The organism is Anaerosporomusa subterranea, from assembly GCF_001611555.1.
GTDB lineage: Bacteria > Bacillota > Negativicutes > Sporomusales > Acetonemataceae > Anaerosporomusa > Anaerosporomusa subterranea.
Window position 1 is genome coordinate 589,122 of sequence record NZ_LSGP01000013.1, and the last position, 20,172, is coordinate 609,293.

General features: G+C 45.0%; 19 protein-coding genes, 1 tRNA gene and 3 pseudogenes. 7 read left to right on the forward strand and 16 right to left on the reverse strand.

Annotation, left to right across the window (positions count from 1 at the left end; translation table 11 throughout):
* Nucleotides 1–133 precede the first annotated feature (133 nt).
* Together AXX12_RS06575 and AXX12_RS06580 are read right to left on the reverse strand one after the other, a co-directional pair.
* Nucleotides 134–1,012 carry a radical SAM/SPASM domain-containing protein gene (locus tag AXX12_RS06575; RefSeq protein WP_066239802.1) on the reverse strand — a complete coding sequence of 293 codons (879 nt, stop codon included), beginning with the start codon at nt 1,010–1,012 and terminating at the stop codon, nt 134–136.
* 238 nt (nt 1,013–1,250) lie between these two features.
* Nucleotides 1,251–2,435, reverse strand: a pseudogene (locus AXX12_RS06580) (ABC transporter permease); the annotation flags it as partial.
* A gap of 346 nt (nt 2,436–2,781) precedes the next feature.
* Here AXX12_RS06580 and AXX12_RS06585 point away from each other — a divergent pair.
* On the forward strand, nt 2,782–3,195 hold the full coding sequence (locus AXX12_RS06585) for a 2-thiouracil desulfurase family protein (RefSeq protein WP_066239806.1): 414 nt from the start codon (nt 2,782–2,784) through the stop codon (nt 3,193–3,195).
* A 249-nt stretch (nt 3,196–3,444) separates the two neighbouring features.
* The gene (locus AXX12_RS06590; protein ID WP_066239810.1) at nt 3,445–3,828 is read left to right on the forward strand and encodes a hypothetical protein; all 384 of its coding nucleotides are present in this window, start codon (nt 3,445–3,447) and stop codon (nt 3,826–3,828) included.
* Between the two features lie 512 nt (nt 3,829–4,340).
* Here the strand turns inward: AXX12_RS06590 and mgtA are convergent.
* From mgtA to AXX12_RS19230, 4 genes and pseudogenes are all read right to left on the reverse strand, one after another.
* A complete protein-coding gene (gene mgtA, locus AXX12_RS06600) occupies nt 4,341–6,857 on the reverse strand; it encodes a magnesium-translocating P-type ATPase (protein WP_066239814.1) in 2,517 nt (838 codons plus the stop codon).
* Nucleotides 6,858–7,290: 433 nt separating this feature from the next.
* Nucleotides 7,291–7,392 (reverse strand): annotated as a pseudogene (locus AXX12_RS18730) (single-stranded DNA-binding protein); the annotation flags it as partial.
* 14 nt (nt 7,393–7,406) lie between these two features.
* On the reverse strand, nt 7,407–7,817 hold the full coding sequence (locus AXX12_RS06605) for a hypothetical protein (protein ID WP_197470656.1): 411 nt from the start codon (nt 7,815–7,817) through the stop codon (nt 7,407–7,409).
* Nucleotides 7,766–7,915 (reverse strand): hypothetical protein, encoded by a 150-nt coding sequence (locus AXX12_RS19230; RefSeq protein ID WP_156478596.1) that lies wholly within the window; start codon nt 7,913–7,915, stop codon nt 7,766–7,768. Before AXX12_RS19230 ends, AXX12_RS06605 begins: the two co-directional genes overlap by 52 nt.
* A gap of 68 nt (nt 7,916–7,983) precedes the next feature.
* Between AXX12_RS19230 and AXX12_RS06610 the strand changes: the two genes are divergently transcribed.
* From AXX12_RS06610 to AXX12_RS06620, 3 genes are all read left to right on the forward strand, one after another.
* On the forward strand, nt 7,984–8,283 hold the full coding sequence (locus tag AXX12_RS06610; protein WP_156478597.1) for a hypothetical protein: 300 nt from the start codon (nt 7,984–7,986) through the stop codon (nt 8,281–8,283).
* A 328-nt stretch (nt 8,284–8,611) separates the two neighbouring features.
* A complete protein-coding gene (locus AXX12_RS06615) occupies nt 8,612–9,313 on the forward strand; it encodes a CAP domain-containing protein (protein WP_066239821.1) in 702 nt (233 codons plus the stop codon).
* 86 nt (nt 9,314–9,399) lie between these two features.
* Nucleotides 9,400–9,780, forward strand: a complete 381-nt coding sequence (locus AXX12_RS06620) for a GlsB/YeaQ/YmgE family stress response membrane protein (RefSeq protein WP_197470657.1) — start codon at nt 9,400–9,402, stop codon at nt 9,778–9,780.
* A gap of 520 nt (nt 9,781–10,300) precedes the next feature.
* On the opposite strand, the gene AXX12_RS06625 is transcribed toward AXX12_RS06620, so the two are convergent.
* From AXX12_RS06625 to AXX12_RS06635, 4 genes are all read right to left on the reverse strand, one after another.
* Nucleotides 10,301–11,170, reverse strand: a complete 870-nt coding sequence (locus AXX12_RS06625; protein ID WP_066239826.1) for a YihY/virulence factor BrkB family protein — start codon at nt 11,168–11,170, stop codon at nt 10,301–10,303.
* Nucleotides 11,171–11,643: 473 nt separating this feature from the next.
* Nucleotides 11,644–13,242, reverse strand: a complete 1,599-nt coding sequence (locus AXX12_RS06630; RefSeq protein ID WP_066239828.1) for a sensor domain-containing diguanylate cyclase — start codon at nt 13,240–13,242, stop codon at nt 11,644–11,646.
* A 222-nt stretch (nt 13,243–13,464) separates the two neighbouring features.
* Nucleotides 13,465–13,599 carry a hypothetical protein gene (locus tag AXX12_RS19990; protein WP_269448387.1) on the reverse strand — a complete coding sequence of 45 codons (135 nt, stop codon included), beginning with the start codon at nt 13,597–13,599 and terminating at the stop codon, nt 13,465–13,467.
* Between the two features lie 309 nt (nt 13,600–13,908).
* The gene (locus AXX12_RS06635) at nt 13,909–14,124 is read right to left on the reverse strand and encodes a hypothetical protein (RefSeq protein WP_066239831.1); all 216 of its coding nucleotides are present in this window, start codon (nt 14,122–14,124) and stop codon (nt 13,909–13,911) included.
* Between the two features lie 211 nt (nt 14,125–14,335).
* Between AXX12_RS06635 and AXX12_RS19015 the strand changes: the two genes are divergently transcribed.
* Together AXX12_RS19015 and AXX12_RS06640 are read left to right on the forward strand one after the other, a co-directional pair.
* A complete protein-coding gene (locus tag AXX12_RS19015; protein WP_197470658.1) occupies nt 14,336–14,506 on the forward strand; it encodes a YgaP family membrane protein in 171 nt (56 codons plus the stop codon).
* Nucleotides 14,507–14,860: 354 nt separating this feature from the next.
* Entirely contained in the window at nt 14,861–15,334 is a 474-nt protein-coding gene (locus AXX12_RS06640; RefSeq protein ID WP_066239833.1) for a C40 family peptidase, read from the forward strand.
* A gap of 415 nt (nt 15,335–15,749) precedes the next feature.
* On the opposite strand, the gene AXX12_RS06645 is transcribed toward AXX12_RS06640, so the two are convergent.
* From AXX12_RS06645 to AXX12_RS06670, 6 genes and pseudogenes are all read right to left on the reverse strand, one after another.
* Nucleotides 15,750–15,929: a hypothetical protein gene (locus tag AXX12_RS06645; protein ID WP_066239838.1), complete on the reverse strand. Its 180-nt coding sequence runs from the start codon at nt 15,927–15,929 to the stop codon at nt 15,750–15,752.
* A gap of 607 nt (nt 15,930–16,536) precedes the next feature.
* Nucleotides 16,537–16,986 (reverse strand): YmaF family protein, encoded by a 450-nt coding sequence (locus AXX12_RS06650; protein ID WP_066239840.1) that lies wholly within the window; start codon nt 16,984–16,986, stop codon nt 16,537–16,539.
* Nucleotides 16,987–17,203: 217 nt separating this feature from the next.
* A tRNA-Pro gene (locus AXX12_RS06655) sits at nt 17,204–17,280 on the reverse strand.
* A 45-nt stretch (nt 17,281–17,325) separates the two neighbouring features.
* Nucleotides 17,326–18,234, reverse strand: a complete 909-nt coding sequence (thrB, locus tag AXX12_RS06660; RefSeq protein WP_066239842.1) for a homoserine kinase — start codon at nt 18,232–18,234, stop codon at nt 17,326–17,328.
* A 7-nt stretch (nt 18,235–18,241) separates the two neighbouring features.
* A complete protein-coding gene (locus AXX12_RS06665) occupies nt 18,242–19,534 on the reverse strand; it encodes a homoserine dehydrogenase (protein ID WP_066239846.1) in 1,293 nt (430 codons plus the stop codon).
* Nucleotides 19,535–19,543: 9 nt separating this feature from the next.
* Nucleotides 19,544–19,990, reverse strand: a pseudogene (locus AXX12_RS06670) (ACT domain-containing protein).
* Nucleotides 19,991–20,172 lie beyond the last annotated feature (182 nt).

A 20,172-nucleotide genomic window follows, 5' to 3' on the forward strand; every position in this document is an offset into this window, starting at 1 on the left:
GTTCATCTCTCAACGTTGCGAGAAGCACTTGCTACAAAGGAGTTCTCGATAATGAGTGAACATCCTCTAATATCTGATACGAATAGTCAGAAAACTTTCTTTGTTTATTTGACAATATTCGGACTAACAGATCCTATTTGTTAAATCTTTTTCTGAAGCCACATTTTCTGCAAAGTTCTTCTACTACATTATTATTGGAAAAACTAAGTCTTATGTTTTCCGCTCTTTGTCCAGTTACAATATCCGCAAAGTTGACTTCATGAATATTGCCTAAATTTATTATTCCTTCTCCGTCAAGGCAACAGGGTACTACTGTACCATTAACTAAAATAGCAATTTGATTTCTTAAGCCAAAACAATAGCCTTTATTAAAGTCCTCTTCTTCCTTTAAGCTAGGCCACTTAAACTCAACATCTTGATTCAAATAAACTCGTTCCGATAATTTTAAGGCCTTAGTTTCCGATAAATTACCCTGAATTTTATAAGCCAAAGCAAAATGCTCTTCGATTTGATGAATAATAGCCAGATTTCTTCTTCGTTGACACTCTGTTAACAAAGCTTCATCTAAATTCCATAATCGTAAGGATATAATCATATTCGATTCCAATACAGCTCTACTGGAAAATTTAAGAATGTTGTCGATATACACATCTTTAGATAGTTCGTTCTGATTCCCATCAAAGCTATGAAGTGAAAAATTGATTTGCCTCAATGCAGGTTTCTCAATCAACATATTTGTTAGTTCATCGATTAAAGTACCATTTGTTGTAATGTTTACCTTAAAACCCTTTTCATAGCTTATATCTAGGAAACTCCCTAAATGAGGATGTAATAAAGGCTCTCCTTTCACATGTAAATTGATATACTCTGTAAAAGGTTTAATTTGATCTAGAATCTGCTTAAATGCAGTTTCTGACATAAATTCAGCTTTCCTTTTGGTTTGAGGGCAAAAATCACAGTTTAAATTGCATACATTTGTAATTTCTATATACACTTTCTTATATTTTCTCATCAGATGCTAGCCCCAATTCTTTAACACTATTTTTAAGCCAGATATTCGTGTAATTTTATCGTCATTAGAATACCACATTTATTATCTCGTTACATTCTATATTTCTAAAACGAAGTGAGCTTAGCTAGAAGAAAACAGACAGCGGTTGCTTCACACTAAAAATCGGACTAAAGAAATGGGGTCTTACAAACTGCGTCAAGGATAAACCTACCAGGGGAGCAGCCGATATATTTTTTAGAAACATGGTGATGGTATCCAGTGCGCTATTGAGTGCACTCTGTTTCCGTACAGTGAGATACGAAATGATAATGCCCAAAATTACGATTATAGCAATGCTGACTAGGCCCAGGCCATACGTGTTCCAAATAACATCATTGTCTTTGGCAAACAACGTCGCTTCATAGCTTTGCAGCGCAAAACCTCCGGTGAACACCTGACCGCCCTTATTTTTAAGAAATGACGTATAGATAACGACTGCCTGCGGCAATATCGCCAGCCCTGTCACGAGATAGACAAATGTATGAGATGCTATGTTTTTCATACCTGTAGCAATTTGGGCCTCCAGCGGTTTTAGCGCTGTCATGGAATAGGTGCTACGATTAGCAATAAAGCGCTGGATGAAGAACAGCACAATGGTCATCATGATCACGATGAGACACAGAGCGGCGGCAAAGCCATCGTCGCCACCGACCTCGCCCATAAACTGGGTGTAGATCAGCACTGGCATGGTCTTAAAGCCCTCCCCAATCAGCATCGGCGTGCCGAAATCAGCAAACACGCGCATAAAGACAAGCAGTGAACTGGCCAGCAGCGTGGGCATGACCAGGGGAACGATAATCTTGGTAATGCGTTGATAGCCATTGCAGCCCAGGCTCTCAGCTGCCTCATTCAGGGAATTATCCAGGTTTTTTAATGCGCCGGAGATATACATATACACCAGCGGAAACGACTGCAGGGTAAACACCAGCACAATGCCTGCAAAGCCGTAGATCCCGTCAAACTTGATACCAAAGAGTGCATTGATCCAGTTCGTCGCCAAGCCATTGCGGCCCAGCATTTGAATCCAGGCATACGCGCCGATAAACGGCGGCGACAGATACGAAATCACGATCAGAATATCGAGGAGCCCGCTGCCCTTGATCTTTACGCTGCGCATGACATACTCCATCGGCAGTCCAAGCGCAGCCGCCAGCAGCGTCGCGCAGGCTGTTACTTGAAAGCTGTTGATGAGCGTACTCCAATACAGTTTGCGCGTAAAAAACCGGGTAAGATGATTAAGGGTAAAGCCTCCCGTTTCCGGGTCGATAACACTCTTGACCAGTACCAGCAGCAGCGGGTAAATAATGAATAAAAGAAAAAAGGCTAAGATCAGCAGGCTAAAGGAAGTCCAAACGGTAAAACGTTGTCCGCCCGCGCTTCTCATGCCTTACCACCTCTAATCAGCGTCACTTTGTTCTCGCTGCTGAACACATTGATCTTGTGGTGTTCCAGAAAAAGCGCACCGATGAAGCCGATCGGTTTTTTGTCCATATCAAAAATACCCCCTCGTCCATCTGTATTCTGTGGACGAGGGTATGGCATTTTCTATCAGACCTCGAAAATACAGACTTAGCCAAGATCTCTTGGTTCCTTTAATCCCCTGCCTGCATCAGATGAAACTTGCTGTTTTCCCTGCGCCTCATCAGAATCGAATACTAACAAAATATTAAGATGCCATTGCCAATTATTCTATGATATAATTCATAAAACTATATTTCGGGAGGTGTCATATGATTATTGTTAGCGCGTGTTTGGCTGGAGTCGACTGTAGATATAACGGACTAGCCTATCCGATACCTGAAGTAGTTGAAATGGTCAAAACCTGCAAGGCTCTGCCAATTTGTCCAGAAATATTAGGCGGCTTGCCTTCACCCCGTCATCCTTCAGAGCAATGCAATGGGAGAATAATCTGTGATGATGGTACAGATGTAACAGAGCAGTTCATCCGAGGTGCTAGAATTGCTGCTAATATTGCCTCTTTATTAAGATGTAAAAAGGCTATTCTCAAGGCAAAGTCTCCTAGTTGCGGATGTGGTAAAATTTACGATGGCACCTTTTCGCATACGATAATCTCTGGTGACGGTGTCTTTGCTAAAATGCTGAAGGAACAAAGCATAGATGTCTGCACTGAAGAAGATATATAATACTGTGATAAAGTAGACTTAGCTTCAGGTGGGGTTTTAACTCCATCTGAAGGTTAGTCGCCCTTATCCAGGGACTTAGTCGCTCTTAGACTGAGGCTCGAAATCTATGATTTCGCTAAGCCGAAGGCTCCCTTTAGGGACTCCCGCCTATAGAGGCGGGACTCTTAGAGCGAGTTAGTCATCGGATAAAATGATCTATACAATATCGCGGTATAAAATTTGTTCAGAAGAAAATCAGGAGGGATATCTTTGGAATCAAACGTTATTGCTGTTGATGCAATTCTCCAGCTAGGAAGTGTTACATCGGAAGTCGCTATCAAAAAAGCATTCAGATTTTATTCTGCTACTTATCGGGATAAAAGCGATCCATCTATCTCTTTCGAAGTAAAATATAAAGGCATACAAGATGAAAATCAATATCTGCTCACTTTTTTAGGGACAGGCACCGCCTTAACAGATATCACTGAGGGTGTTCACCGCTTCATGGAATCGTTTCTCGAAGAGCTTTACGATGAAAGCGTTGAAGATGATTGGTTGTGCGAACTCGGCTGCGAAGAACTTCCAATCATTATAGACTATGATATAAAAAGTGCAAGAGCCTACAGTAAGGACGAAATCGAATCTGATGTATAGTGTCGAAGCGGCGAGATTCGAACTCACGGCCTCTTCTACCCCAAGGAGATACAATCTAACTCTGAAAATAAGCCGGGTAAGAATCCAGTAAATATGCCGCGCGCCATATTGCATATAACAAAACAGGCTACTTTAACTAGCCTGTTTTTATTGTACTTATTATTCTATCTTCTACTTCAGTTCTCATGACGAAAAAGGACTGTCCCTCTTATTTCCCTCTGGTCCTGTGCTAACTCCGTAGATCTTGTATCAGCGGCTTCGAGAACGGGCAGTGCTTTTTCGCCAGACACGGCGCAGCAGAGATTGTAGGATAGCCTTGCCTTGACGGGTCCTTGGCCTATTCGAGGTTTATGATCTGCAGTCGTCTCGAAAAGTTGACAAAAATGACCGTCCCCTTCATGATGCTTGAACACATTTTTGTCCATACCTAAAATAAACCCTCGTCCACCGTATTCTGTGGACGAGGGTTTAGCATGCTCTATGCATGAAAACGATCCATGCCCTGCTTGTCATTACCAGCCATATCGATGATAAAACCAGCGTTTTATATTTTCTACCATCACCAGATAAACCATGACCAAAGCCGCAATAGCGAATAGGTAAGGCATTGCTAATGGTGTAAATCCGAAAAAGGTACCAAGCGCCGTATAGGGTACGATTACTCCTGCTACTACGCAGGTCAGGGTGGTAAACATCAGCCATTTACTTGGCCGACTGGATAAAATGCTATAGCGCGATCGGATAACATAGATAACCAATATTTGCGTAGCCAGCGACTCAATAAACCAAGCTGTCTGAAACACCGACTCTGACGCATGAAAAACAACGATCAGCACCCCAAAGGTAAGAATATCAAAGACTGAACTAACCGGCCCAAATACCAGCATGAAGCGACGAATAAAAACCATATCCCAGCGTCTGGGCTTTGCGATGGAACTCGGATCAACGGCATCTGTCGGAATCGTAATCTGGGACATATCATAAAGAAGATTGTTCAGCAGAATCTGAACCGGCAGCATTGGCAGGTACGGAACCATGACCGCAGCGACCGCCATGCTAAACATATTGCCAAAATTGGAACTAGTGCCCATCATGATATACTTCATCGTGTTGGCAAAGGTGCGTCTCCCCTCGAAGACGCCATCCTTCAATGCGCCCAGACTTTTTTCCAAGAGGATAATCGAAGCTGCTTCCTTAGCAACGTCAACAGCATTATTGACAGATATGCCCACATCCGCCGTTCGCAGTGACGGAGCATCGTTAATGCCATCACCGATATAGCCAACCACATGCCCCTTCCGCTTTAATAGGCTGATTACCCGATTTTTTTGAACCGGCGTCAAACGGGCATAGATAGCAACATCATCAATGACTCGCCCTAACGCTTCATCAGACATTCGATCCATCTCACTGCCCATCAGAATGCGTTCTGCCGGTATCCCCACATCTTGGCAAACCCGGCTGGTGATCAGTTCATTATCACCGGTAAGTACCTTGACGGCAACCCCCATGCCGCGCAATGCTTCCAGTGTCTCAGCAACAGAACCTTTCGGCGGATCGAAGAAGGATAACGTCCCTAAGAAAATCAGATCATGCTCGTCTTCAATACCAAACGATTGCTGTATGGGATTGACGGTTTTATAGGCAACTGCAATTACTTTATGCCCTTGCAGACTCTCGGCCTCAAATTGCTTTTGGACAGCAAACTTGATCGTCTCATCAAAAACCGGCGTTTCTCCTGACTTGTAATAGTAGTTGCAATTGCTCATTACACTTTCCGGCGCACCCTTCACAATCAGGAGGCGTTCATCGCCACTTGCAACAACTACCGAAAGCATTCTCCGGACAAAATCAAAGGGGATTTCATCAACCTTACTATACGCTGAGGCTTCGTCCGGATGAACAGCCTCAGTGATGGCAAGGTCCAACGGATTCTTTATATCACTCTGCAGTGTGCTATTCAAGTACGCGTACAAGCGAACGAGATCTTCCGGCTCACCGGCGGAGTTTTGATAGCTGACCAATTTGAATGTACCTTCGGTCAGAGTACCCGTCTTGTCTGAGCATAGGATATCCATACTGCCAAAGTTCTGAATGGAAGCAAGCCATTTTACGATAACGCCTTTCTTTGCCATCGCGATAGCGCCATTCGCTAAATTAATCGTCATGATCATCGGTAGCAGTTCCGGAGTCAGACCGACCGAAACGGCCACAGCAAACAGGAACGAATCAAAAAATCCTTTGCCTAACACTGCATTCAGAAAAAAGATGACAAAGACAAGAAGGAAAACAATCTTGACCAACATCAGACTAAATTCCTTAATGCCATGCTCAAAAGCAGTGGGTGGCGGCGTTGCGCTGAGAACATGCGCAATATGGCCAATTTCTGTAGCCGGTCCAGTTGAGACGACCACAGCCTGCCCCATGCCGCTGGTAACGCTAGAGCCCATAAACACAGCAAAGTCCATATCGGTCAGCAGCTCCGCCGACTGCGCTGCAGCTACCGCCTTTTTTTCTACCGGAAAGGCTTCTCCTGTTAAGGCTGCCTGATTGACATAGAGATCCTTAGTGGCAATCAAGCGACAATCACCGGGAATAATATCGCCAGCAGACAAAAACACAATATCTCCTGGCACGATATTGACCATTTCGATTTCTCGCTTAATGCCATCGCGCATGGCAGTAGCATGAACAGCCACTTGGCGGCTTAGATTCGCGGCAGCCTTCATCGAACGGCGTTCATGATAAAACTGGAGACAGACGCTGAACAAAACCAGAATGGAAATGATCAGGCCACCACTGATTTCCCCCAGAAAAAACGACAGACCGCCAGAAAACAGCAGCACCATTACCAGCGGGTTCAGAAACTGACGCAAAAACGCCTCAATATCGCTGACATCCCGCTTTTGCTCCAAGCTATTTGGACCAACCCGGGATAAGCGCTTTCTCGCGTCGTCATCGAGCAGACCTCGGCCATCGGTTTTTAAACCTGCAAATAGATCAGATAGCGCTGAGTTTAATCGCAACAACCCGCATCGCTCCCTTTCGCTATATGCTCGTGGGAATTTGTCTTCTTACGAGTTCTTTCGGTTATGATTGACACTTTTCCTGCAAAAAAGCACGGAAGCCTACCAGAGCTGCCTAACAGAAAATATGTCCAACTGTCTCGGCCCATGCCGACAACAGTCCGGCTTTGACCAAGCACCACTTCATAAAATGCTTTCTGAGAGCTCAGGTAGTCTTCTGCGGCTGTCTTGAAAATTTGACGAAATAGGATCGTTCCCCATTATCGATACTGTCTACATTAAAGCCCGTCTGCAGATTAGGACGTCTGCTGACGGGCTTTGCTGATGAATCTTCAATTCTCTCACTAATCTGGTTACGATGATAGATTGGTTTTTATTGATATAGACAATCCTTTATCCATGTCATCTTCTCCGAGATTTGCTTGAGCAGCGCCTAGCGGTCGCAGGCGAGGGTGAAAGCGGTGATGGCTTTGCCGGTCTGGGTGTAGCGGACGTCGGGATCACGGGTGAGACGGCCGCAGAGGATCACTTTGTTCATAAACTGGCCTCCTTTTACTTTTCGTTTAGCCATTTGATATGGGTGTTGTTGCTTAACAAGGCAACGACTTTGTTATTGACGGTGTTGTCTTTTTCTTGCTCGATTAAGGCTTCATACAGCTTAAAGAAGTGGGCTCGGCTTGAGCCGATGTTGCCGCACTCACAGAGTGCGCGGATACCGCCCAAGCGTTGGACAGTGAGCCGAATCGCGTCATGGGTCCAGATTGGCGCTTGGTAGGGATTCAGTTTGCGGCAAACCTCGTCCCAGGCTTCTTCCACCGGCGGCGGTCCCTTTGGCTTCGGCTGGAGGCTTTCCACTGCTTCCGTCAGCTCAGCCACGGTGGGGAAAAATTTCGAAGTCATGATGATTTTTGCTAAGCCGCTTCCGCCGCCGGATACGGCAAATGGCCAAGCAGGTTGTGCCACAGGGCAGCGGTTGCCTCAACTTTGAGTCCTTTGTCTTGCATAGAAGGCCAGTTGGCAAGCGCGAGCGCGACCAACCTAGCAGTTTCCTGTTTTGTCATGGTTCCTCCATAAACCGCATCAAACGGTCAATTGCATTTTCTCGTTGGGGATAGCGTATAGGAGAAGGATGTTGTTCCTGCTTCTGCCGCATCCGCCATTTGATCGATTTGCGAACGCGAATGACGTACCCGGTTGGTTGTTTGCTGAGGCGGATATACTGTCCGGCCTCCAGTTGGGCAAGGTAGCGCCGGATGGTTCGTTCATTGACACAAAGGCTGGCCGCTATCCGTGGGGCGCTGAGCGGTCTGCCATAAAGTATGATGCCCCAGGTTTCACCGTCGGCTTCTTCTTCGCTGGTTGTCTTGTCAATGAGCCAGGGAAACAGCCAAATGGCGAGTCCAATGCCCTGGATGTGCTGTTCGGCTAAAATCCCGGTTGATATGGGTAAATACGTTTTTTGTCCACCAATGGGGATTCCTCCTTGTTCCTGTATGGTTACTTATCTTGTTATCGTGTAGAAGTCTGTCAAGGCTTAGCGTTGCTGCACTGGCGGGTGGTCGCCCGGACAAATTTGTCCGACCTCTCCGGCAGATTTGTCCGCCCCTCCCGGCAAGTTTGTCCGCACCCCCTGATTACTAGAAGTACCGAATCCGCGTTAAGCTTGACATATATTGTGAGATGCCAAGTTGACCGTCTTACGCTATAATAAAACCACAAATGCATATGGACCTACTACAAAAAACAAGGAGGACACAGTGAAAAAAATTCGTACAACTGCAGCTACCCTGTTAACAGCCCTGTTCATCGCCACTGCCACTGTGCCGGCGGCAGCTGCCCCGACTCTTTATTACACCTCACAACAGCAACTGAACAGTTACCAACAATTTAACCAATATCTGATAAGCAGAGGGTATACACCGTATAACCTGGTACAAAAGCCGGCTGTACCACCAAAGCCTACACCTCCCCCTGCGCCTACGCCTGCTCCTACCCCTACCCCTGCGCCGCAACCGACTCCTGCTCCTCAGCCTGCTCCCGCACCACAGCAAGCAGATGGGGCATTGCTGTCAGCACCGATCACCGCCCAAGAGCAACAGATGGTTAACCTCGTCAATCAAGAACGGACAAAGCTTGGTTTAACTGCTCTCACGGTTGATATGCGTCTGGTTAAGGTAGCCCGCATGAAAAGCATGGACATGATTAAAAACCATTATTTCGGACATCAATCTCCGGTATATGGATCGCCTTATGACCTTTTGAAATCTCAAGGTATAACGTACAGTGCTGCCGGTGAAAACCTGGCAGGTAACTCTTCAGTTACCAGCGCCCATACCGGCCTGATGAATTCTCCGGGCCATCGTGCCAACATTCTTAATACTAAATATAAAAAAATTGGTATTGGCATAATCAAAGGCGGGCCTTACGGTTTGATGATTAGCCAGGAATTTATTGGCTAATCGAAACAAAGCAGATAAGCAAGTGTACATTGCACTTGCTTATCTGCTTTTTAAAATCCTTGTATGGATTCGCAGGATTAGGTCAAATGAAGCAGCCGGTTAGTCGGCAATCACCCCTAAGCAGCGTCGATGCGACTGATTGGGGAAACGTAACAACTATTCAATATACGCATATAGTAATAAAGAGGTATTTTTCTGTTATGAAAGGGGTGGCTATTACGGGTATACTTTCATGGATTATTGTCGGCGCGTTTGCCGGCTGGATCGCCAGTATCATTACCGGCAAGAATGCCCAGATGGGTGCAATCGCCAACATCGTCACCGGTGTAGGTGGCGCCATATTCGCCGGTTTTGTGCTCAAGTATTTTGGTATTGACGGAGTGACTGGGTTTAATCTGTATAGCATCATCGTCGCCATTGGCGGCGCTACTGCACTGTTGTATATTGTCGGTCTGTTCAAGAAGTAGCGGGATAAAAACCACTGATCGGTGATTTGAGAACAGAGAACTGCGCAAAGCTCACTAAGAGCGCAAAGCGCGCGAAGGTGTAATTCAATGATTCTACATTCGCTTTGCGACGCTTGCGCCCTTCGCGGGCTTCGCGCTAACGTATTGCAGCAGTTGTAGTTTGGGACGGTTGAAAAAGCGCAAGTCGACACCGGATTGGTGGACATGCGCTTTTGCCACGTTTTGAACGATCTTGATTGGGGGACATCATGTGACTGCTTCGGGTAACGGGGTTTCGTTCTGCCGCGAAGGGTACGTAGCGTATGTACGCTGAAGAAAAGAATGACAAGGATACTGAGAAGATCGCCACGCTCCGCTCGCGATGACAACAACTGCAGATCGCAGGCGCAACGCCCTTCGCGTTTTGGCGGCTAAAAAATCGTTCTTCGTTTGTCATAGACCGCAACCGGCTTCGCGCGCTTTGCCAACTTTATGTCCTATATATTTAAAGAAACGTCTCCGTATGTCAATTCTTCTAACTCTACAGTTTTTTCTTATCGTCTAAATTGCTGCTAATCGCGTTTAATTCTCCGCCAATGAGAAAGATTAACGTGCTAATGTATAACCAGATGATTAGACCAAAAACTCCGCCTAAGCTTCCATAAATTAGTTCGTAGTTAGCAAAGCTATTGACGTAGAAGGAAAATAATAAAGAGGCAGAAACCCAACCAAACGTTGCAAAAGTCGTACCGACCATAACATTTTTAAACTTTAGTTTCCGATTCGGCAAATAGGTATATAGCAAATAAAATGTGACTACCATGAAGGTTAGAGAAATGCCATATCTCAAAAAAGACCAAATACTGTAGAATAAAGTTTTTGCTCCGACTAACCCAAAGACGTAAGAGCCGATAATTCGCCCAAATACTATCATGAACAATGAAAATATGATCATAACAGTCAAACCTATTGTGGACATCAGAGCGATACCATTAAGTTTGAAAAAATGGCGGCTTTCTTTCACACCATAGGAATGATTAAGACCTCGTATAATAGACGCCATTCCTCGAGAAGCTGCCCAAAGACTGCCGAGCATACCTATAAGTAAAAGCGTTTTACTCTTGGCTTGCACAGTCTGTACTAACGTATTTTTTATCATCATCGCAGTATCGGCAGGGAGAATGATACTGAAGTTGGTAATTAATAATTTATTGGAAAGAGGGGTGAAACTTAATAAATTGATTAGGAAAAATAAAAAAGGGAAGAAAGCTAATATCAAGTAATAGGTGATTTGTGCACTCATTGCTGCTAAATCGTCATCTTTATATCGAAATAGCAGTTGTCCTGTATATTTATATACTATAGAACTTCTTAACTTTTCAAACGTTGCTGAGTTCTCCAATTTTACCATTTAACTCTACCACCATTTTCTAAAATATGGAGAATCCGGAATGGTATCCTGCCCCGCGGCAGCACTGCAGTCTACAGACTTGTTTCCCGTTCGTCTTCCTTTTTTCCTCCCATGATTCCTAGACTATATGATGTTTTTCCTCTGAACAGTATTGTCTAACCTGAATTTTTCAAAGAATTTTAGCATTGATGGAGTGACCGGGTTTAATCTTTATAGCATAAACGTTGCCATTAGAGGCACCACTGCACTGTTGCATTTGACGGTCTGATCAAAAAGTAGTGGTATATATCGAACCGCCAAAACTCTTTTTAGCGCAGGCGAGTATAGCGCCTACTACACTTGTTTGGGCGGTTCAAAAGGCGTGCTCTCCGTATATTGGGCATACTTTAATTCACTTTTAAAAAGCGCAAGTCAACACCGGTTTACGGTGGACTTGCGCTTTTCTATCGGCAGTTCTACTTTTGAACTGTCGTCTAATCATTTTCTAATGTAGGTGTATAAACAACGTATTGTTTCTTGCCGTTATTTTTTGCCTGATAGAGAGCAATATCGCTCTTTTTCAGGAGTTCGTCTAGTTCGATAGGGGAATCATCCTCAAATGTGGCGATTCCGATGCTAACAGAAAGCTGTTGTGTGGTCGGGAATATGGAAAAACGCGTTTTGATCGTTTTGAGTAGAGTGTTTGCTTTAGCTTTTAAATTTGCGATACAGGATTTACCGATGATGACAATGAGAAATTCATCTCCGCCCATGCGTACACAAATATCATTGGGAAAAATCTCTTGCAGGATAGTGCCTATATTTTTGAGTATTTCATCACCACAGTGGTGCCCGTAGGTGTCATTGATTAGTTTAAAGTTATCCAAGTCAATGTAGAGAAGATTTATATTTGATGCAGTCATATTTTTATCTATGTAGTCGTAAAGATAGCGGCGAGTAAAAAGTCCTGTCAGTTGATCGGTATAAGCAAGTATTTTTAATTGTTCTTCAAAGTTGCGTTCAACTGTTACCTCGCGGAAAATATAAAGAATTCCGACGAGGTTTTCGAAGAAATCGTAGATCGGTTCTTTGTGGATTTTTAGAATAATTTCTGTATCGTTATGCTGTAGGCGGATTTCTTTATCACACTCGTAAAAAAGCAAATTCGGAGGATTTGAGTCATTTGTTGTAATGGTTTCGTGGATATGATATGGCCTTCCGATAATTGCTTCTTTATTTATCTGGAAAAAAACTTCGAATTTCGGATTAACATTGAGTACGCATTCATTCAAGTCTTTGACCATTACGGCAAAAGGCATAGTATTTAAAATGAGTTCTAACTGGGTATCGATATTTTTTAACTCTGTGACATCTTGTGCTACACCAACAGTGCCTATAAGGTCACCGCGATCGTCAATAATTGGTGATTTGTAGGTTTTTAATTGACGCATACCACGTTGCCCTTCAACTTTTTCATCGAATACACCCGGTTTTTTCGATTGAGTGACGATTGAATCGGTATCTAGACATACATACTCACTTTTTTCATATTCTGCTTTATCGATGTTCCAGATATGATAATGGTCATAGCCTTCAATATCTTGCTTAGTTTTTCCAACTGTATAGCAAAATTCATTATTTACTTTTAAATGTATGCCGTTTAGATTTTTGAACCAAATGAGGTCTGGAACATTATTAATTACGGTATCAAGGAAAATTTGGTGAAGACGATATTTGCGTTTAAGGATTAAATGTTGGATTAGTTTTTGAAATTGAAATTGAATCAGATTAGCGTCAAAAGGTTTAAGCCAAATGTCCTCTATGTTTTTTTCGATAGACTTGGTGAGGGCAGCTAGTCGTAGTTGGTTTACACAAAGGATATTTAGCGAGCTCTCGCTGTACTTTTGGATACTATCCAAAGAGCCATCGATATCAAATATAAGAATATCGATGTTGTTTAAATCTATTTGTGCAAACGCGTTTATTGTTTTAATTGAAAGTAAACATTCATCAGATACATTCGCTTTTAAGAGAATATCTTCTAGGTGTGAAGTTGTACTCAATATAGTGATGTCTATTTTGCGATTATACATATAGAGTCACATCCTAAAAAGGTCTTTTGTTATTATAACAATAAAATCAATTTTTGTATAATCAGTAAATTCCATTAAAACCCCAGTACTATCAATGCTTGAAAAACAAATAGTATTATATGCATGACCATGGCCGCGGAAGTCTTTTGTACTCCTTCCAATGACGCGACTAGCCCCACTATCCTGAAGCAACAAAAATAGGTGGCAAGCGCCACCTATCGATTAGCTTCTCTTCTTATCCCTGTTGTAGGTTTGGCCAGGCATTGACAGATCATCTTTTGCAGGTTTGTTGCCTTTTGATTCCTTGCCTTTAGCCGGTTCACGAGGGTTATACTGATTTGCGGATTGGCCGCCCATACATATCACCTCCTTTACGAGTAGTTTTTCCTAATCATGTCATTGAATGCAAGAGAGGAGCCTTTACGGTCTATTGGATACAGGGAACGATTTCACAGAGGACACAGAGGGTACCCACAGAGTGGTTACGGATTGCCACATAAAATAATGATAAAGAGGCAGAAGAACTTATTTAATTAATTCTCCGCCTCTGTAACCTCTGTGCACCCTCCTTTACTCTGTGAAAACGTAACCTCGTCCTTTCACGAACTTATACTTTCTAGCAGTTTTAAAAAAGCCGCCAGACGGCGGTGAAGGAGGAGAGAATTGTTATTGTGATAAAGGATCGTCGTGATCTGGAGCTAGATCAACTAGATTTAGACCAACTTCGGGAAGGTCTGGGTCGGCTATTTCTTTGAGCTGAACTGTATCACGTAATTTCAGCGCTCTCGAAACGGAAACATCAGCATATGCATCCATTTTGCTTGTAGCGATAATCGTCTGATCCGTATCTTTGCCATTTAATATAACTCGGAAAACTGCCATATTGAAGCCTCCTATCGAGCGGAGCCGCATCCAAGAAGTCGTGTCTAAACGATGCATCCCAGAATTCCCTTTAACAAGCGAGTGCGGCTCTTCATGTAGTGTAGGCTGTTCAGTGGAATTTTATAGCCGGATATTGTTGCCTGCAAAGCTGGAGCCTGTTGGATTGTAAAACACGTGGCAGGGAAAACTGACGTCAAAGGAGGTGTCAGTTTTGGAGCTTGATTTCGAGAAAAACCTCGGTGATACAGACAGGGTCATTCGAATCATTATTGGAGCGTTATTGATTTGGCCAGCGATTTTTCACTATATATCCGGAGGATGGGCAACGTTAGCATGGGTGCTTGGAATATCTCAATTCATTGAAGCAGCCCTCTCCTACTGAATTGTCTACGATATTATGGGTTGGTCAACCCATAAGGCACACAGTAAATAAAGGGCGGCCAGTCCGCCCTTTATCGCTGATACTCCCTCTCATTCGCTGTCCAGTTTCTTTTCGCTAGCTACCATCAAAGCCAAGATGACTCACTGTCAGAATAGCATTCTTAGTAACACGATAGTAGTCTTTGCATGCTATTACTCAAAAAGCCTCTATAATCTGAAAGAAACAAATTGAGTCACGCCGTCTGACGACGGTTTCCTAAATGCGCACAGACGAATATCTTCTGCATAGGCAGCTCTCCTGCGGAATATATATTTGGCTATGTACTGAGAAATGATGCCACGAGGAGGGCCCAGCTTGCGCTTTCGAGTTATCCTTATAACCGCTTACGCTTGTGTCGTCTTTTTCATCGCTATAGGCATAATGCTCTACGGTTTTCTCATGCCTGGCAAAGGACAGCCTAAAGGCGATATTGTCACCTTGGCCAAACAATATCTCGGTGTACCGTACCGCTATGGAGGTTCCACTCCAGCCGGCTTTGACTGCTCCGGGTATATGTTGTTTTTGTTTCACCAGTTTGGCAAAGAGCTGCCGCGCACAGCCGACCAGCAGGCAACCGTCGGTAGTCACGTGGATATCGACAGCTTGCGGCCAGGCAACATAGTCTTTTTCGCCACGACCGGCGAGCCGGACATCTCCCACACCGGTCTGTATATCGGCGACCACAAGTTTATTCATGCGTCTTCCACTGCGAAAAAAGTCATCATCAGCAATCTAGCTGAACCCTATTGGCGAAATTGTTTTCAAGGCGCCCGGCAAATATTCCCATAGTAGTTCCACGAAAATAAGCAGCTCCTTCCCCCACGGTCGTCACCTCCAAAATGGGTATTAGAAAAGCGCCCCGAAGGACGCTCACGTCGGAATGAAATTTACGCTTGGCTTTCAAATCTGTGATGACATTTAGGACACTCACAATCATCGTCAAAATGATGGTCACACTTTGGACACTTATGACAGTCAATCTCGCATTCATGGTGGCATTTCGGGCACTCATGAGGAAATTCGTGCTTACATTTAGGACAGCAGTGATGATGTTTATGGTCACAATCGCAATCTGACATTCTTAAGCCTCCATTAACTCATTCCTTTGTATAATATGCGAGTGTTTGTGTGAGTGTTACCATAAAATCAGCCAACAGAAAAGCGCCCCGGAGAGCGCTTGATTAGGTGCGGCGGTCACTAGAGGCTACTCTGCTTCTATTTCATCAGCATCTAGTTTGGCATGTGTTGCGCTGTAGTATATTCCTTTGGATAAGCCATTAACCGATAAATTGAAATGTCCTGTAGATATATCAGGGCTGATACGATACACATTCGATTCGCCTTTGGCTAGTAGGTTTATATCTTCGGATTTCCATTTTAGCATTGTCTTATCACTCCTTAATTAATTAGGTTTTCTATGTTAGTTTGAATCACAGACCGTTAAATATTCAAAGAGAAAAGCAGCTGGATTGCGAGACCATAAGCCGAAGCGATCTTCCATCTTCATTCTTCTAGGGCTAACTCAGTCTTTTTAGTTTTAAACCGCCCACCGGGATGGTGAGCGGCGTTAAACCTGATAAGGCCTGTACTATTGTGGAACAATTAAAACGCCCCTGGTGTTAGGGCATTTTAATGAAGGAGGTACTTGCAGGAATTCAAGAATGGACGGGTTGCTCTAATCTCACGGTATTAAATACAACTCGAATTATCCTCATCAAAGCAGAACAGTAGAAGTATGATGATGATTATTATTACAATCCCACTTCCACCACCAAATCCACAGCCTCCAAAACCACGACCCATAAAAACACACCTCCTAGCTAGATATCAAATTCATAGTATGTTGAACAGATGAATGTGGTTACGATATAAATAAATATCCCCGACATACAGAACGGCTCGCACCGCTGGTTACATGTGGCCAGGCGGTTTAGGCATAAAGAAAAGAGCCCGAAGGCTCTACGGATCAGCGACAAGTTAATATGTCATTCTTACTCAACGTATGGTCGCTGCCATTTACACGGTTTGCATGTACAATCGGGCTCTATCTCTTCTTCTTCGCAATCCATATCATATTCAACAGAAGAGTCGGTTACACTGCAGAATTCGTGGCAATGACATAAAACTTCGCTAGTATTACCTTGAAATGGGTGAGTGTGCTCATCGCAGCAGCCTACTTCAACTGCTGGGCCCGTCATGATGTCAACGTTATGCCAGTGAGGGTGAACACAACCTTCTTTAGGGTCATAAGATGTTATGACACAGAGACGATGCACATGGGATCTTCCTTTAGCTATAGGAGTCCCGCTTATTCCGGTAATTAGATGTTGATGATCATCGGCTACATCTGCTAACGTTTGAAAAATGTGGACATGCTCCAGATGGATTTCCTCATCATGAGGATCTTTCTTAGGCTGCTTAAGTGGGCGGCCTTCTGGCATGATCTCACCTCCAATTTATACTATGTTAATTACCATAACAGAGTGACAGTGCTTTTACATAAATCCACCCTGCAAAACTAAATAGCCGCCCTGCACAGGATCGGATCGTACCTGGCGCATGCGGCCACCCGCTAGTTTCGTATTCCTCACATAAGTGACAATATCACATAAACAAAAGACCTGCGAATCTCGCAGGTCTTGCTTTACTGTATTTTGTTGGTCGGAGCGGCGAGATTCGAACTCACGGCCTCTTCCACCCCAAGGAAGCGCGCTACCAAACTGCGCTACGCCCCGACTGACAAATGTTATTGTACCTTGTTTTGGCTAACCTGTCAAGAATTATGACAACTTTTTTGCGCCTTCTGTATCAATGGACAGGGTTAGGTATTTGGCTTCTACCTGGTGATGAGCAAAGGCCTCGACCATGGCTTGACCGATGGCATCTGCCTGGGTTTCGGTGAAGGCGATCAGGCAGGGGCCGGCTCCGCTCAATGCCGCGCCGAAGGCGCCGGCAGTTTTGGCGGCAGCCAGAACGTCTGGCATGCCGGGGATAAGAGATTGACGGTAAGGTTGGTGTAATTTGTCTTCAAGGCCGGTTGATAGATAAGTATAATTCCCAGTAGCCAAAGCGCCGACCATGAGAGCCGTGCGGCTGACGTTGAAAACTGCGTCAGCCAGACTGACCTGTTTGGGCAGTACCCGGCGGGCGGTCTTAGTGGCCAGGGCAAACGCAGGCACCGCGACTACCAAGCTAAGTGGACGAGGCGGCAGCAAACGCAGGGTTTCGACCTTTGCGTTATTCATTGCGCTGATTGCAATGCCGCCGTAGAGAGCTGGCGCGACGTTATCGGGGTGGCCTTCAACGGCTGTAGCCATATCAAGAAGTTCCTCTTGGGTCAGCGGTGAACCGAGGATTTCATTCGCGGCAAATAGTCCAGCGACGATGGCGGCGGCGCTCGAGCCGAGGCCGCGGGCCAGCGGAATGGTATTTGTCATCGTCAAGGACAGACCGGGACAGGTGTAGCCAACTTTTGCAAAAACAGACTGGACGGCCTGGTAAGTAATGTTGGTTGCATCAGTCGGCAGCAAATCGCTGCCCTCCCCTATGTTCGTGATCTGAATGTTGCCAGACTCGTTGATGGTTAGTTCAAGATGGTTGTAAAGTGTGCAGGCGATGCCGACTGCGTCAAAACCAGGACCACAGTTTGCGGTGGTGGCGGGAACCCTCACAATGACAGTTTTTTTCATGGTTCTCCTATTCAATGGCGGCTTCGACGCGAATGACATTTTGCACTTCGCGGACAACGCTCATGCCTCGTAGTGTATTGATTGCCAATCGCAAGTCCGCGTCCGGGACACGAGAAGTGATCAGCACGAGTTCAGCGCAATCTCCCACTTTGCGTTTCTGGATGACAAAGTGCAAGCTAACCTGTTGTGCTCCAAAGGCGCCAGCGATAGCGGCGAGTGCGCCAGGGCGATCTTCGACCAACAAACGGACATAGTACGGCGTCTCAGTATAACGAACCGGGCAAACGGGTTTTTCGTCAAAGCAAGTGCAAAGGATACGGCTTGCCACGTTGTGGCAAATATCGCGGGCCACGTCAATGATATCTGCCGATACCGCGCTGGCGGTGGGCATTTCGCCGGCACCGCGTCCATAGAACATGGTATCACCGACAGCATCGCCACTGACAAAAATGGCGTTGAAGACATCTTGCACCGGGGCCAACGGGTGGCTAAGGGGCAGAAAAGCGGGATGGACGCGGACATCGATGCCGCGAGGTGTCTCTTTGGCAATAGCCAACAGTTTGATACAATATCCCAGTTCACCTGCATATTCAATATCTTGCGGCGAGATCGCGGTTATGCCTTCGACATAAACATCATCAAGCGTAATACGCGTATTGAAGGCTATCGAGGCGAGAATGGCAATTTTACGTGCCGCGTCCCAACCGCCGACATCAGCAGTCGGGTCGGCTTCGGCATAGCCTTTTGCCTGCGCTTCGGCCAGAACACTGGCAAAGTCAGACTTATCACGGGTCATTTTTGTGAGCATGTAGTTTGTGGTGCCGTTGACGATACCCATGACTTCTTGGATGCGGTTAGCTGCTAGGCATTGCTTAAGCGGGCGGATAATGGGAATACCGCCAGCAACGCTGGCTTCAAACTGGAAATCGACCTGGTTTTTTTCTGCCGTTTCGAACAGTTCACGACCGTATTTGGCGACAATATCTTTATTGGCGGTAACTACATGTTTGCCATTTTGCATCGCTTTGAGCATGTACTCGAGAGCAGGATGTTCACCACCCATGACCTCAACGACAATCTGAATATCCGGATCATCAAGGATATCTTCGACAACCGTGGTCATTATCGCGTCAACTGGAAGTGGCCGAGATTTGCTGAGATCGCGTACCAGGACTTTTTTGATGACAATCTGGGCGCCAACTCGTTGCTCAATACTGGCTCCATTTTTTTGCAATAGCTTCAGCACACCGGTGCCGACTGTCCCCATACCGAGGAGCCCAACTTGAATAACTTTGTTCATGGTATCCTCCTACGCTTGTCCCAACACTTCAAGTCGTTTCACGCCGTCGATCATGCGCAGTTTATCGAGTAGCGCCTCAAGGTCGATAACCAAGTCTGCTGTTTCTAGCGAGATGGTAGCATTGGCCACTCCTTGCAGAGGAATACCTTGGTTTATCGTCAACACGCTGGCGCGGTCATTGGCAATGGTGTTGAGAACGCGGGATAAAACGCCCTGCTTGTGTTCGAGCAGTAATGCCAAGGTGACAATTTTTTCTTTACTAGCTTCGTAAAAAGGAAAGACAAAATCTTTGTATTTATAGTAGGCGCTTCAGCTAAGTTCCATTTTCTCGACAGCTTCATTGATAGTGCGAACTTCACCCTTTTTTAGTAGTTCTTTAACCTTAATGGTTTTTTTAATCGCTTCTGGCAGAATTTCTTCTCTTACCAAATAAAATACTGACTTTTGTGCCGTCATAATTTTTCCCCCTTGTGTCATATCTGAATGGATAGATATCTTTATATAGTAGACATTATATCACTGGATTGACACATCAGACAAGAGAGTATTCCAAAAAAAATCAGTCAGGCCGTCGATAAAGGCCAATCTGCGTTGCACCCGCAGGGGGTATGCCGCCAACTCTACGGTGCTAAAGCGCC

Excerpts from the sequence above, each read along its gene's own strand:
- AXX12_RS06575 (WP_066239802.1), bottom strand. The coding sequence starts at position 1,012 with ATGAGAAAATATAAGAAAGTGTATATAGAAATTACAAATGTATGCAAT.
- AXX12_RS06585 (WP_066239806.1), top strand. The coding sequence starts at position 2,782 with ATGATTATTGTTAGCGCGTGTTTGGCTGGAGTCGACTGTAGATATAAC.
- AXX12_RS19230 (WP_156478596.1), bottom strand. The coding sequence starts at position 7,915 with ATGACAAAACAGGAAACTGCTAGGTTGGTCGCGCTCGCGCTTGCCAAC.
- AXX12_RS06610 (WP_156478597.1), top strand. The coding sequence starts at position 7,984 with ATGTTGTTCCTGCTTCTGCCGCATCCGCCATTTGATCGATTTGCGAAC.
- AXX12_RS06620 (WP_197470657.1), top strand. The coding sequence starts at position 9,400 with ATGAAGCAGCCGGTTAGTCGGCAATCACCCCTAAGCAGCGTCGATGCG.
- AXX12_RS06625 (WP_066239826.1), bottom strand. The coding sequence starts at position 11,170 with ATGGTAAAATTGGAGAACTCAGCAACGTTTGAAAAGTTAAGAAGTTCT.
- AXX12_RS06630 (WP_066239828.1), bottom strand. The coding sequence starts at position 13,242 with ATGTATAATCGCAAAATAGACATCACTATATTGAGTACAACTTCACAC.
- AXX12_RS19990 (WP_269448387.1), bottom strand. The coding sequence starts at position 13,599 with ATGGGCGGCCAATCCGCAAATCAGTATAACCCTCGTGAACCGGCTAAA.
- AXX12_RS06635 (WP_066239831.1), bottom strand. The coding sequence starts at position 14,124 with ATGGCAGTTTTCCGAGTTATATTAAATGGCAAAGATACGGATCAGACG.
- AXX12_RS06645 (WP_066239838.1), bottom strand. The coding sequence starts at position 15,929 with ATGCTAAAATGGAAATCCGAAGATATAAACCTACTAGCCAAAGGCGAA.
- AXX12_RS06650 (WP_066239840.1), bottom strand. The coding sequence starts at position 16,986 with ATGCCAGAAGGCCGCCCACTTAAGCAGCCTAAGAAAGATCCTCATGAT.
- thrB (WP_066239842.1), bottom strand. The coding sequence starts at position 18,234 with ATGAAAAAAACTGTCATTGTGAGGGTTCCCGCCACCACCGCAAACTGT.
- AXX12_RS06665 (WP_066239846.1), bottom strand. The coding sequence starts at position 19,534 with ATGAACAAAGTTATTCAAGTTGGGCTCCTCGGTATGGGGACAGTCGGC.